Source organism: Phyllobacterium sp. CL33Tsu, assembly GCF_900113985.1.
GTDB lineage: Bacteria > Pseudomonadota > Alphaproteobacteria > Rhizobiales > Rhizobiaceae > Phyllobacterium > Phyllobacterium pellucidum.
Genome location: NZ_FORJ01000003.1, coordinates 328,641 through 342,118 on the forward strand (window position 1 = coordinate 328,641; position 13,478 = coordinate 342,118).

General features: G+C 55.4%; 15 protein-coding genes. 5 read left to right on the forward strand and 10 right to left on the reverse strand.

Annotation, left to right across the window (positions count from 1 at the left end; translation table 11 throughout):
* Position 1 precedes the first annotated feature (1 nt).
* The 7 genes from BM074_RS14235 to BM074_RS14265 form a co-directional block, all read right to left on the reverse strand.
* Positions 2–433 (reverse strand): terminase small subunit, encoded by a 432-nt coding sequence (locus BM074_RS14235; protein WP_175499022.1) that lies wholly within the window; start codon positions 431–433, stop codon positions 2–4.
* A gap of 146 nt (positions 434–579) precedes the next feature.
* Positions 580–1,056, reverse strand: coding sequence for a hypothetical protein (locus tag BM074_RS14240; protein WP_175499024.1), 477 nt, complete (start codon positions 1,054–1,056; stop codon positions 580–582).
* A gap of 225 nt (positions 1,057–1,281) precedes the next feature.
* Entirely contained in the window at positions 1,282–3,210 is a 1,929-nt protein-coding gene (locus BM074_RS14245) for a DUF3631 domain-containing protein (RefSeq protein WP_091922824.1), read from the reverse strand.
* Entirely contained in the window at positions 3,207–3,572 is a 366-nt protein-coding gene (locus BM074_RS14250; protein WP_091922825.1) for a hypothetical protein, read from the reverse strand. Before BM074_RS14250 ends, BM074_RS14245 begins: the two co-directional genes overlap by 4 nt.
* Before the next feature lie 169 nt (positions 3,573–3,741).
* Positions 3,742–4,317, reverse strand: a complete 576-nt coding sequence (locus BM074_RS23495) for an MT-A70 family methyltransferase (protein ID WP_348271664.1) — start codon at positions 4,315–4,317, stop codon at positions 3,742–3,744.
* Positions 4,318–4,693: 376 nt separating this feature from the next.
* A complete protein-coding gene (locus BM074_RS14260; RefSeq protein WP_091922827.1) occupies positions 4,694–4,924 on the reverse strand; it encodes a ParB N-terminal domain-containing protein in 231 nt (76 codons plus the stop codon).
* Positions 4,925–4,970: 46 nt separating this feature from the next.
* Complete coding sequence (locus BM074_RS14265; RefSeq protein WP_091922829.1) at positions 4,971–5,171, reverse strand: hypothetical protein; 201 nt, start codon at positions 5,169–5,171, stop codon at positions 4,971–4,973.
* A 129-nt stretch (positions 5,172–5,300) separates the two neighbouring features.
* Between BM074_RS14265 and BM074_RS22750 the strand changes: the two genes are divergently transcribed.
* Both BM074_RS22750 and BM074_RS14270 read left to right on the forward strand, forming a co-directional pair.
* A complete protein-coding gene (locus BM074_RS22750) occupies positions 5,301–5,912 on the forward strand; it encodes a hypothetical protein (RefSeq protein WP_139217671.1) in 612 nt (203 codons plus the stop codon).
* On the forward strand, positions 5,913–7,139 hold the full coding sequence (locus BM074_RS14270; protein WP_091922831.1) for a tyrosine-type recombinase/integrase: 1,227 nt from the start codon (positions 5,913–5,915) through the stop codon (positions 7,137–7,139).
* Between the two features lie 824 nt (positions 7,140–7,963).
* On the opposite strand, the gene BM074_RS23310 is transcribed toward BM074_RS14270, so the two are convergent.
* The gene (locus BM074_RS23310; RefSeq protein ID WP_244532861.1) at positions 7,964–8,179 is read right to left on the reverse strand and encodes a hypothetical protein; all 216 of its coding nucleotides are present in this window, start codon (positions 8,177–8,179) and stop codon (positions 7,964–7,966) included.
* A gap of 698 nt (positions 8,180–8,877) precedes the next feature.
* Complete coding sequence (locus BM074_RS14285) at positions 8,878–9,081, reverse strand: hypothetical protein (protein ID WP_091922836.1); 204 nt, start codon at positions 9,079–9,081, stop codon at positions 8,878–8,880.
* 255 nt (positions 9,082–9,336) lie between these two features.
* On the opposite strand from BM074_RS14285, the gene BM074_RS14290 reads away from it, so the two are divergent.
* The gene (locus tag BM074_RS14290) at positions 9,337–10,755 is read left to right on the forward strand and encodes a sensor histidine kinase (RefSeq protein ID WP_091922838.1); all 1,419 of its coding nucleotides are present in this window, start codon (positions 9,337–9,339) and stop codon (positions 10,753–10,755) included.
* An 18-nt stretch (positions 10,756–10,773) separates the two neighbouring features.
* Here the strand turns inward: BM074_RS14290 and BM074_RS14295 are convergent, their stop codons facing one another.
* Complete coding sequence (locus BM074_RS14295; RefSeq protein WP_027233277.1) at positions 10,774–11,448, reverse strand: response regulator; 675 nt, start codon at positions 11,446–11,448, stop codon at positions 10,774–10,776.
* 233 nt (positions 11,449–11,681) lie between these two features.
* On the opposite strand from BM074_RS14295, the gene BM074_RS14300 reads away from it, so the two are divergent.
* Positions 11,682–12,815 (forward strand): glycosyltransferase, encoded by a 1,134-nt coding sequence (locus BM074_RS14300; RefSeq protein WP_091922840.1) that lies wholly within the window; start codon positions 11,682–11,684, stop codon positions 12,813–12,815.
* Between the two features lie 410 nt (positions 12,816–13,225).
* Complete coding sequence (locus tag BM074_RS14305) at positions 13,226–13,456, forward strand: hypothetical protein (protein ID WP_091922842.1); 231 nt, start codon at positions 13,226–13,228, stop codon at positions 13,454–13,456.
* Positions 13,457–13,478 lie beyond the last annotated feature (22 nt).

Below are 13,478 nucleotides of genomic sequence, written 5' to 3' on the forward strand. Positions count from 1 at the left end.
GTCAGTGCTCCGAGATTTTGCCGTACTTTCTCTGCCAAACCTCGAGAGACATCTCGGTCGGCGCATCGGGATCGGTGACGGGTTTGCGCTTGATCTGTTCGACCTCGGCCCGGTCGACGATGAGCCCGAACAGTTTGGCCTTGCCCATGGAAGCGGCAACACAGGCCGCGGCTTGTCTGTTGTCAAGCGCCAACCGGAATGCGATATCGAGCTCGGCGGCGATCGACTGGGCGGTGACGACGGTCTGTTTCGCCGCTTCCGACTTCAACTCATTCAGCCGATTTTTCACCTTGCCATTTCTTACCAGCCGTGCGGCATGGGCATCGGTGGCGTTTCGCCCTTTCGATCGATAGCCCGCCTTCTGATAGGCTTCATATTGCGAGAGCCCCTCAGTAAGACCTCGGCAGAAAGATTCCTGTCTGGCGGTAAGCATTGTGGTATTATAATACCTCATCGTGAATTTGTGTCTACGGGCACGCCGTTCGTTGAGAGCTTTGTTCCATGGCCGCGAGCAAACATGGTATCCTGCTCGGCCAGTACGCGTGGCTGCGTTAACAACCACGCGCACCAAACAACGCATTAGAACGGGATTTCATCGTTGAGCTCGGCGGATGCGTTGCTCTTCGGTTGCGGTTGCTGGTCAACCGCGGGTTGAGATGCCGCTGCGTAGCCATTGCCCTGTGTGGGTTGGAGTGTCGGCGTAACGTGTACAGTGGACTGCTGGACTGCCAGGATGCCGCGCATGTTCATGATGTGGCCCGGGCCATTTGGCGTTTGGCCGAAACTGGTAGTCAGCACGACCTTATTACCGGGCCAGTTGGCTGCGTCGTCGCCTAGGTCGTTGGCGAGGACATGGGCATTGGTATTGTTAACTGGCACCTCCATTGTCTTGTCGACCAGGGAAAGCACGTACTTGGGCTTCTCACCCGGGTTGAACTTGTGCTGGCGCACACTTTTTATGGTCACGATGAGTTCTTTGAGGCCGTGTTCCTTCAAAAAGGCGGCCAGCCAGGTTGCCGACATAAATGAGCTGGCATAGTCTTGAGAGACTTTCATCATCATATCCTTTTTGTTCGCGGTTCCAGTTTTGGCAGGTGCCGCTATCGCCCCTATTTGCCCTTTTTGCTTCTCAATCCGTACAACCGTTCACAGCATTGATTTGATTGGAGTTTCGTCAATTCAAAGCGTACGCGAAACACTGTCGGTGAACGGTTGCGAAAGCCAAAAACGACAATGAAATCAACGCCGTGAACGGTTGTACGGATTGAAGGGGCAGTACGCTCATGGTCGGCCTCCGTAGCGCTTCCATGCATCATCGAAGGCTGCCCAGAGATATCCTTTGGCACGGCTTTGCCTCGAACCGACATTGCCGGGCCTGATGTCGTATGGTCTCAGCAGACGCGCAATCGCGTGCTGGGTAATAGGTTTACGCATCCGCCCCCATTCACTCCACGGTCGGTCCTCAAGCATGTGCAGTTGTTGCATCAGCTCCACACTTGGAATCTCGGCCTCAACGCCACTAGTCAGGTCGGGCTCATAGCCGGCCCTGCCTCTGCTTTTGAGGTCTTCGAAAATTCTGAAGCAGTCGGCCAACAGCGTCAGGGCCGGCTCTTCATCATCGTTGTCGTCGGCCAACCCACATAGATTGACTGCCGCTGTCCTCGCCCTCTCGCCCCACGCTGCACCTGCCAAGTCGGCGATTGCCAGTAGTGGCCGCCAACCATCAAGCTCACGATCGTTCAGGCTTTCCGGGACTTCCGGATCTGCAGCGGACAATGCGGGCATGTTGTCGGCGGCGAATCTTGCTGCCTTTCTGCCGAGCGCTGTCAGGTGATCGATCCGGCGGCGGTCAAACCGTTCCTTGTTCTCCGACTTCAGCTTGCGCCGCATTTCGATGATGACCGATCTATCCATCAGGGTAGCCGGCAAGTTACCGATCCCCGCCAGCACCGCCGGGGCGAAGATAGGGAAAAGCTTTGGCTCGTGGTCATCGCCGACCGTGCGGCCTATCACTGCCTCCCGGTACACACCTTCGTTGAAGACAGCGCGAAGTTCCTCATTGTGCGTCAGTCCGGCATTGTCCGCCTCATCGAGCAGCAGGGTCGGGCTGAAGGCGGCGATGGAGCGAAACAACATCGCCGCCGTTAGGCCGGACAGGGGGAGCGGGCGGCGCACGAGCTTGCCGATAATCCTTAAGAGTGTGGATTTGCCGCACCTTTTGGTCGGCGAGCGGATGAGCAGCCTGGGTGTGTAGTCCGTCGCCTCGATGCAATGCGTATGGACGATCCACAATGCTGCAGCGACGATTTGGTCGCCGCAGATAGACACGTAGGTCTGCAAAGCTGTGCCGATCCCAACCAGCAATTCGGCCGCCTGTACGGGTTCCTCGATCGGTTCAAAATCGGGTAGTGTGAAGCGGACATCCTTACGACTGTCTACCTTGGGGTCGCGGGCTTTCCGCAGCGCGCTTTCAATCAGGTTTTTGGTATCCAGCCCATCAAGTGGGGGAAGACAGGTCCCAGCCATGTCTACGATGCGTTGGCGGAACTCGCCCTCATCTAGCCTCCCGTTGACAACCTCGTGGGCTAGTGCCCAGCTCGCGTCCCGCACAACATTGTGTCGATCACCTTCTCGCGTCGCTTCGATTTTCGCCGACCATGTATCCAGTTGCTTCTGTCCCGCTGAACGTTTCAACCTCGCCAGGACAGAATTGGGCAGCGGTGCCAAGGTGGTGAGGTCACGACCGTTCACGAACTGATAATGTCTGCCATCACTACGCACTGAGCCGGGGGCGATCACCATCCTCCCCTCGGCAAGGAAATCGACGCCTTCACCAAGCGTCATTGACTTCAGTTCGCCCGCATAGGAGTAGTAGATATGATTCCCATCGCCGGCTGTAAGTACGGTAGCTGTAGAGTTCGGATCGACGTCTTCGAATGCCTTGATCGTCTTGAACCCGTCGGACAGTCCGTGCTTGTCTATATCGACGACCACGAAACCGTTGATCTTTCCGGTGCGCAGACCGATGCAGGCGTTAGGCCATTGCTCCCACCAAGTGCGTACCTGATCCGGATCCTTCGACGACCCCGGGACACCATTTGCCGTCGCGTTGGTCCAGTTCTTTGTCAGTGCGTGTTTATTGACTGGGTTGACGGGTAAGACCGTAAAACCCTGCGACGCGTAGGAAAGTGCGAGATCGAGGGGGATCATGGCCGATACCCATGTCGACGGACCAGCGCTTCCAACCAGTTCGCCTGCGGTTCTGTGGGTTCGCCGACCCAAGTGGTCATATTTTCGAGGAAACCTCGCTCCCTCGTGCTCAGCAGAGAAATGAAATTATCTAGCAGCCAGTGCGCCGCGGCTTGGTGGTCGATTTCTTCAGCTTCGACGTTATATGCAGTACCTTCGTGACTCCCGTGAAGACTAGTTATGCACCGATCTGCCTGCTGAGCGAACCAATACAAATCCAGCCCCTTACGCGCGAGGTATTTTATGAGCGCGTCGCGTGCGGCCAGAGCTTCGAAAGGCTGGTCGCTGCCCAGCAAAAGTACAATCTTTTCGAGCGAGGCCATTTCAGTCGGCCTCGCGAGCTTTCCGCAGCCCCGGGACAAGGTTCAGGACGTTGCCCACCGTTGCTGAGGCAAAATCGTGCCAGAGGCCGCGTTGCATTCCCCCAGGCAGGGCAGTAACAGTCCTATTGCCCAAATCGGAGAAGGAACCTAGCCCGCACACTGACCCCTCCTACAGAATTGACTTGGACATTGGCGTTTCGTCACCCCAGACGTGCCAACCAGGTCGGGGGTGACGTGCGAAAAGCTCGAGGTAAGGTCCGTTCATCAGCTGCTCGATGCGTGATGCCACCTCCTCAGGTTTCGCACTATGTTGACCACGGGGTGCCATGACGACCTGAGACACGCCCATATCTATCCGGCTTGGGGATCCGCGTGTCGCTAACAGACACTGCTCGACATTGGATCGCGTCCAGTAACCCATGCCGGTAGCGGGCTCGCCGGCTTGCGTTGTCTTGACCCACACAAAACCGACCGTCTTGAAGTTGAACCCCCAGGCTTCGATGACCTCTTGGGCGCCGCGTAACTCGGGCGATACGGCCCATAGGAACAGAGCGCAGTCCTTTGCCGCCAACGCCTCAACGGCAGGCCCCAGTGCCATGATGCTCGCCAACGGCTGTGTGTCATAATAACGGTCGGCGGAGCGCTGTTTGCCGCGGCCGGAGTAGACTTTGAATGGCCACGGCGGATCTGCGTAAATGACTCGGGCACGGTATCCCGTTGCCGCGAGGGCGGTGAGATCATCAATGCGGCCGCCACGTTCCTTTCGCGCGGCATAAACTGCCCTCTCGCGTGCAATTCCGAGCTGCTTGAATACTAAGTCAATGCGACCAGTGCGATCCATTTCCTCTACAAGGTATCCAAATCTTCCAGGTTCGTTCTGGGCAGCTTCACGAATGGCCCTAATTTTCTCGAGCGTACGGCCGGAGATTCCCAATATCTCGCCAATCTGACTGCAAACGGCGCGGTGAAATTTTCCATCACGAAGATTTCGACGATCGACCAACGCAGCCTCAAGGCGACGATGTAGTTCGTCCATTTCACTCGGAAGCAAGTTCTTGCGGAACAAGTTCTCGGCAATTTCAGCCTGGAGCTCTAGAGGCAACATTGCCAGTATGCTGGGATCAACTGTCATTGGATGTCTCCAAGATGCGGACCGGAATGTCGGTCCATTCCAACTTCTTGCAGGCGCGCCAGCGACGCTCGCCCGTAACGAGACGATGGTCCGGCGTAACGACGATTGGATGAAGTAGTCCTATGGCACCGATTGACACGGCGAGGCCATCGATATCGCCAAGGTCACTTCTAATCCGCGGACCGATTTCGATGTCATCGATGGGCAACGTGTCGTTCATTATGTGCTCCTACGTTGGGGGCGCGACTGACCACGGCGGGCGATAGCTATCTCCCGACATCCCCGAGCTCACCATGAAACATCCGTTTGAGACGTTCGAGTTCCATTGGCGTGATCAGCTTGGCGTTGCCAAACTCGACATATCGAACATGGTTCTGGTCCATTGCTTGCTTGAACATTGGATAGGACACGCCAAGTTCTCTAGCAGCTTGATACGGACGCAGCCCGTGGTTGACTCGCGTTTTCATACCTTCGGACTCCATATGCAGATCATGTCAAAAGTAAAATACGTTAACATTCTATCGTCAACAGCTAACATTGCGGTATTTTGACTTTCGTGATACGTTTGGTGAGTTAACATCAGTAAAAGGCAATCAATGAAAGCCGAACCACTTGTTTTTGACGGGACTGCTTTCAACAGTGTCTCCGTTGTCGATACCTTGGTGTCCGCAAGAGGCACCGGAAGAAGGTGGAGCACCCAAAAGCCGCTCGCATTCTGGCGAGTTTTCGCTGAAATGGACCTAAGCAGTTCATTTAACGTAGAGATGTTTGCTGGTCGGTACGGTGATCCAACCGGTGCGTTACCGGGTCAGAGCTACCTTCCAAGTTGGCGCAAAGTACAGGAACTGCTGCAAGTGCCGGCAACGGCATGGGATCCGGTCGATGATCGCGGGATTTCCCACGTAACCGTCGACACTACACGAATCACACTTTCTAAGTCATTTGGAATTAGCCACCGAGCGGAAGGCGAATTGACTATCTGGGACGTCAATCCCGTTATCGATCTAAAAACATACAACACGTTCCATCGTGCGCGGTCCCTTGATGCCTTTATGCTGTTTTCGGCTTATCGCCAATTGCGCGATCGAACGCCCATGCGCCGCTGTGTGGAATGTGGGCATTGGTTCGATGCCAGCCACGCCAGAGCCCGCTTCTGTTCGAACGCATGCAACATCAAAGCATCATTAAGACGAAAGGGAGAAATCTAAATGGCGACCGTACGTCCGGGTAGAGCGCACAAGAATGGCTCTCCAACTTGGCGGGCTGTTTGGTTCGAACAAGTGAACGGTACCCGCCGGCAAAAGACAAAGGCTTTTGACAAGGCGAGCGAGGCAAAAGCATTCGCGCGTCGTATGGAAACTGAAGTTGAGCGGCGGGGCGTCGGTGACCCCGACAGACACACCGTCAAACTCTTCCTAAAACGCTGGCTCGCAGGCTTGAAGCAGCGCAACGAGCTCAAAATCACAACAATCAAAGGCTACGTTGAAAAGGTGGAACTTCTTGTGCCGCACATCGGCCACATAAGACTCGATAGATTGACAACGCGCGACCTCGACGAAGCATATACAACAATGCTGGTTTCAGGCGGGAAATCCAAGAAGAAGAAGGCAGACGGCGCCCGCGATCCTGCGCCCCTAAGCGCAAGAACCGTGCACCATGCGCACAGAGTACTTCACACGGCACTTGAACAGGCTCGAAAATGGCGCCTCGTACCTGAAAATGTTGCGCGAGATGCCAAGCCCCCAAGCCCACAGGCTTCTAAGGCTAAGGCATTTTCCGAAGCAGAAATAGCCCGAATTCTCGAAGCACTCCGGAAAGCCAAGGCAGACAACAAGGAAGGGTACCCGGAACTTGACCTGGTTGTCATCATGCTTCTGATGACGGGGCTCCGCCGGTCCGAATTATTGGGACTCGCTTATGATGCGATTAATTTCGAGGCGCGTACAATCACTGTCCGGCGATCAGTGGTACAAGACTACGAAGGCCTACCCATCCTTCGCGAGGACGTGGTTAAGACTGGTGCAAGCCACCGTGTTATCAGCCTACCCGCTGCCGTCATGGAGCGATTGGAAAGCCGACGAGCGTGGCTTTCAGAACAAAAGTTGTTATGGGGAAGGGATTACTTTGATGGGCCGCTTTTGGCTTTTCCCGATGCAGGCGGGTGCCCATATAAACCTGATGCATTGACCCGTCGTCTGCGTCAGGTTCTGCGCAGAGCCAAGGTCAAAGGACAACCGGTGCACGGTCATCGGCACACAATGGCAACTCATTTGATCGCGCGAAGTACCGACATAAAGACCGTCAGTTCGCGTCTGGGGCATTCTAGTGTTGCCATAACACTTGACCTCTATACGCATGCGCTCGATGAGCGCGATCGCGCCGCCGCTGAAACGATGGCAGCGGTCATCAAAAGTGCAACAGAAAGTGCAACATAAGTGCAAAAAAGTAACGCCGAGTGATAGGCAGTAATTTAGAGGAAATGCCCATAAGCAAATATTTTTGCTGAATTTTCGACACGCTAACGATTGTGAAGTGAAGCGATCAATTGTCCAGGAAACGCACTTGAAAACCGTCGTGCGGGGAACCGTACCGTGAGTTCGAATCTCACCTCTTCCGCCATAACTCCTGTAAGTACCTGATTTTATTACATAAAATAAATCAAAAATATGATATGTATCTCATTCTTTAATTCATGGCCCAATTCAATAACGCCATCAAATCCTTCTATTGCAAATCTACCGTGCTACCCAATGTTCGATTTTTGTTCACGGTAGCCTTTTCACATCTCCCTTCCTTAAATCGCGCTGTGCGGCCCGCAATAGCCGAATGGGTCGGCACTGATAACTTCTCAATCCTTCGCTGCCGGTTGTGCACCCCAAGGACCTACATTTCGCAGCAGGATGCTAGGCAGACAACGCATGCGAACAATGGCGTAAACATTCTTTGTGAAGTTCGCACGCACGGCGTTGACAACTTTGCGTTGAGGCAATCATTTTGCCCGAAGTAACGGGGACGGTACTTTGGGGGAATTACCGAAATGAAAGAATTTCTAGTCGATCAGTTTCGTTTTAGTGGACGGATTTCGCGCTGGCCGTTTTTCTGGCGACAGTTGGTCTGGTTCTTGGCGTTTTTGATCGTCTGTACCCCCCTTGGATTTGAGCTTGGTGGGTAGGAGATTTCAGGGACACCGCCCTTAGTGATTGCCATAGTACTAGGAGCTGGTTGCTTGATTAGCATCAGTATGATTGTCGCGATAACGTCACTCTACGTTCGACGCCTGCACGATCTCGGCCATAGCGGCCGGTGGTTTTTTGTGCTTTTGATTTTTGGAAATGTCGTCAACTTCGCTGTAAAGGCGGTCGGCAATGCCATCTTTGCAGCGGTCATCATCGGGGCCACGCAGCTTATTATAAATGGTTACCTGTTCCTTAAACGTGGCACGGATGGCCCGAACGTCTTCGGTGGCCTCGACCATGAATTGCAATTCGGTAGGGCGGCCATCCAGCCTTGATCCATGCGCCATAATCCCGCAATCTCGCGAAGAAATCCGCCCCGTTGGGGGCCGGAGTAGTGCCAAGATGTTCTACCAAAACGAGACAAAACGCCACTTTGAGTTGAACAACCTTGGTAAGGATGCGACCGCCGAGGCGCTTCGAGTCGTATCTAAAGAAGAGGCAGTTCAGGCCCGCCGGACCAATATGCACCTCGCACTGGTCCTGCTTGGCATAGTCCTAGGATGCGCTCTAGCGTGGTTATTGTGATCTCTACCATTCAAACAGCCCACTTTGAAAATCACAAATTAGGTTGCTGTACGTTGAGAAAAGTGGGGGCACAATCGCAGACACGTTTCAGTGTCGAATTGGGGCGCTCGCCAGTTTCAAGGGTAGCGGTCGCATCTCAATCACCCTCCGCTCAAGCAAAGGTGAAGGCGATCACATACCATTCCTGATTTTTGAGCTTATTCTCGTATCATCCAAAACTTCAGGAGGCGGCGATGCGACTTTATATTGTTGCGTTCCTCGCATTGGCCTTGAGCGGGTGCGTCACGAGCAATCCACAAGACGGCGGCGGAATACCCCGGCATGCGTCATGGGCAGGACAGAATTGATCGCTACCAAGCGAAGTTCAAACCTCAATACACGCCGTTAACACCTTGCTTGAAAACAAGAAACATCACTGTTCCTTGAACGCGCGGCTGAACTGATCGGCGAGCGGCTTGGCAAGAAATGACAGCGCCGTGCGCTCTTCTGTCGAAACGAAGACCTCGACCGGCATGCCGTGCAGAAGCTTCCCGTCACCGAGCTTTTCCAGTTCATCTGCCGGAGCGATGACGTCGGCAAGATAATAGACCTGATCCGAACGAATGTAGGTTACCATAATTGCCCTCCTGGACCGCTTTCATGCGCGGTGTTTTGTTGCCGCGACTGCACTTAGGCAGGCGCCATCCCCCTCCCGCGACGTGTTTTTCTTGACCAGACCCGGATCTCCGGGACAAACTCACCAAAAACGTCGACACGAGTTTCGATAGTCGGATGATGTGGTGGGGGGAGCGAACTTGGTAGTTCGGAAGGTCCGGTCAATTACAAAAACCTTGGTCAAGAGAGTTTCGGGACTTTTGGCCTTATCGCCAACATGACCTATGACCTCAACCACGAGGGTGGGCGGTTCGGTATCGGCAAGCTCGTACGGTACTGGCAACGCCTTGATCTAAAATCGCAATTCCTCGTCGTAGCCGCGCTCATCCTCTTGGGATCCATGGCGATCCTTGGAGAATGGCTGAGTTCCCAGATTGCGGCCAACCAGTTGCGGAGCCGGGCAGAATCGGGGGCCCTTTACATGGAAGGATTCCTTGCCCGCCATGTCGACGAGGAAAATGGCAGGCCGCTGGTCGTTCCGGAAAAGCAGAAGGAACTCGATGACCTTCTAATCGGCACGGATCTTGCGAAGCGAGTGGAAGGCTTCAGAATCTGGGACAAGGACGGAACTGTTGTCTACACCACAGACAAGTCACTTATGGGAAAACGGCTGCCATCCGAGGACATTGAACGGGCGTTCGCCGGAACCGTCGTCGCTCAACTCGAAGAGCACCATGACGATCAGGGTATCGCCAACGAGCAAACGGCGCGTCCGCTGATCGAAATCTACGCACCTATCTACCGACCCGGCAACCATGATGTGATCGCGGTTGGAGAGCTATACGAGGAAGCGGAGGATTTCATTGCCCAGCGATCGCGCGTCCAGCGAAGCACATGGGCACTGGTCGGGGCGACGACCTTGACGATCATGGCCCTGCTTTACCTGATCGTGCGGCGCGCCAGCGGCATTATCAATACGCAGCGTGAAACCTTGAAATCGCAATTGGAGAACGCGCAAGCGCTTGCCGATCAGAACCGTTCACTGCGCAGAACCGCCGACAAGGCGCGCATGGACGCGTCAAAGTCCAACGAAACATTGCTCAATCGTATCGGTTCGGATCTGCATGATGGTCCCGTCCAGGTCTTAAGCCTGCTGATCCTGCGCCTCGGGCAAACGTCGGGCGCAGGCAACCAGCGGGATGAGCTCGACCCGTCGCGGCTTGCGAGCCAGGTACTCAGTGAACTGCGCGAGCTCTCGACGGGTCTCGTGCTGCCGGAACTTGAAAACCTGTCCATCGAAGCAGCGCTCAAGCTCGCAGCGCAACGCCACGAATACGCGACAGGGTCAATTGTCGCGGCACATTACGAGAATCTGCCGGAAAAGGTCGCGCATCCGCTGAAAATATGTCTTTATCGGGTCGTGCAGGAGGGGCTCAACAACGCCTATCGCCATGCTGGAGCCCGCGGACAGCGGGTGGAAGTGAGCGCCGATGGCAGCGTCATCACCGTCACTGTCAGCGACAAGGGCCCGAGCCCCGACCAGCCAATTGCTTCGGCCGGGCGACGGCACCCACTCGGACTTCAGGGCATTCGCAACCGGGTGGAGGCATTTGGCGGCACGGTGCGGATCGTGCATGAACCGGGTGCAGGCACCAGCCTTATTGTCGCCGTTCCCCTCGAAAGCAACAGCGCCTAGGCATTGGAATCGCTTCGACTAATGACGCGAAACGGATTCGCGCTCGTCGCGGCTGGCAACTTCAAGTTTCTGCGCGGCGATCAGCACTTCAAGACGGTTTCGCGCATGCAGCTTCTGCATGAGGATCGTCATATAGTTTTTGACCGTCTTTTCGCCTATGCCGAGCCCGATCGCGATCTCACGATTGGTACGGCCCCGGAGTAGAAGGCTTACGATCTGTTCTTCACGGATGCTGAGCTTGATCGGTCCCGCAGCTCTCTTGCGCAGGGAGGCGATGCGCAGTGCTTCGATGACTTTGATTGCGAAAGCCGGCGTAATGTAGGTTTCGCCCGAATGGGCGGCACGCACGCCCTCAATGAGCTCATCGGCGCTGCTGCCCTTGAGAACGTAGCCCTTTGCACCGGCGTGCAGCGCGCGCACAGCATAGTCGCTGCCAGTCATCGCAGTGAACGCCACAACCTTGGTGCCTCCCGGATTTGCGCCTATCTCGCTGATGACTTCAAAGACATTGCCCGGCATGTAAAGGTCGAGAACCATGACATCGGGACGCAATTGCCGGCTGATCTGGAGTGCGTCATCGGCCGATGCGCCCTTGGCCACAACCGAAAATTCTGAGTTGGTTTCGAAGAGATTGACGACGCCTGCAAGCATGAGCGGATGGTCATCGACCAGCGCAACAGAAATTGGCACCATAGTGACTTCGCCCCCTTTTGCCTTTGCGGCTTTGGGCGATATTAGGCGCTTGTTCTTCGATTCTGTCCCGTACCCAATTAGGATTACGCATCGGATTGCTTATTTTTATACAACCGGTGAATGGTTCGCGGAGTTCATCCGGATGGATAACTTTCATTTGTTACCGAGGAATAAGATCATCGCCTCTAACAAATAGTGCTCGCAATGTGGGCGCTGTCCGATCGGGGCAAGGTATGCGCATTCTCAATATCATTCAGTGCACTGAACTCGGTGGCATGGAGCAGGCCTCGCTGCGGCTGATGCAATGCCTTCAGGATCGCGGCCACGAGATTAAAGTCATATCGCTCAATCCGCTCGGTGCCCTCAAGGAGCATTTGGACAAGTCAGGCATCGAGGCGGTCGGGATGGAGTATCGGGGCGCCCTGGGTTGGCGCAGCCTGCCCACGCTTTACCGGATCCTGCGGGGCGAGCGGGCAGATGCCCTGATGATGACGGGGAGCAATCTCCTGGCAATGCTGACGCTGGGCGGCATTGCGCGCGGTCGCCGCCTGCTCGCCATGCATTTCCACCATTCGGTGCGTCCCGATTGGCAGTGGAAGCTTTTCTATGGTTTGGCAAAGCGCCGCTTCGATGCAATCAGTTACCCGTCGGATTTTGTACGGCTCGAGGCTGAAACCATCGTCCCTTCTGTCAAATCCATAACCCGCACGATCCGCAATCCGCTGGCGGTGCCGGAAAAGGCTTCTGCGGAGGATAAGGCGGCCGCACGGCGACGGTACGGGTTGCCGCCACAAGCCAAAATCGTCGGCAATGCCGGCTGGCTTATCGATCGCAAGCGGTTTGACGTGTTCTTGCGAACCGCCGCGGTCGTTGCCGTAAAGCGGCCCGACGTGCGTTTCGCCATCGCGGGTTCTGGTCCCGAAAATGAGAAGCTGCAGGCTCTGGCGCAGGAACTCGGTATCGCCGACCGTATCCATTGGCTCGGCTGGATTGCGGATATGCGCGACTTCTATCTCAGCCTGGATGTCCTGCTGTTCAATTCCGATTGGGATGCCTTCGGCAATACGCCGGTCGAGGCGATGACCTACGGCATCCCGGTGGTAGCGTCCGTGATGCACGGCGGTCTCGGCGAAGTGATTACCGACAGGCGCTACGGGTACCTGATCGCCGAGCACGATCCTGAGCGGTTGGGTTCCGCGATCGTCGAGACCATCGATCAGCCGGATGATGCCAACGCCGAGAACGGACGCTTCCGGGCCGTGACCTTGAGCGATCCCGCGCGCATCGCAATCGAGGTCGAAAAAATCCTGCAAGGACAAATAGCGGAGCTTTCGGTACCCGAGCCCACGCGGATCTTGTCGTCCTGAGAGAATGGCCCAATGATCTCGATGGGTTGCCAGGGCTTCCCCATACCCATCCCTGTCTTGGTTGCAAATCAGCCCACTACAGGCGAACCGACGGGGCGTGAAGCCAGACGCGGTGTATCGCGCGGCACTTCATCCTTTTAGGGCGATTGTCAGCATGGCCGATCTGTTGGATGATTGGCGATCGAATAATAATGACGGGGGAAAAACCTCATGCGCCTGACAGCTTTCAATTGTTTCACCGTATTCACGATCGGCCTCAGCCTTGGCGTAACGCTGGGCTTGCTCCACATCTAGCGGACTTCGGGCCTCGCAGCGCAAATATTGGGGTCAAACGCGTCGCCTTCTAGGCATTTCAGGCGAATCGGCTCAAAATCCGATCACTGACATTGGCGTCTTGAAGGATGACCGGAATGAAACTGAGCTTCGAAGAGTTCGTAGAATCGCGGGACTATTGCGACGATCTTTTCGCTGTAGGCCTGTGCGACGGTGAAGGCTATGTCTATGCTGACGGTCTTTGCTGCATTGAGAAAAGCGGCGCGGTCTTCCTGCTCCACCATGGCGGGCGCACGCAACACGCTGCCGATATTGCAACGCTTGAGCGCGAGCTTTACCGTCTGGTGCAGATGGCTGAAGCGGCCTGAGCGACCGAGATACCTGCACTCC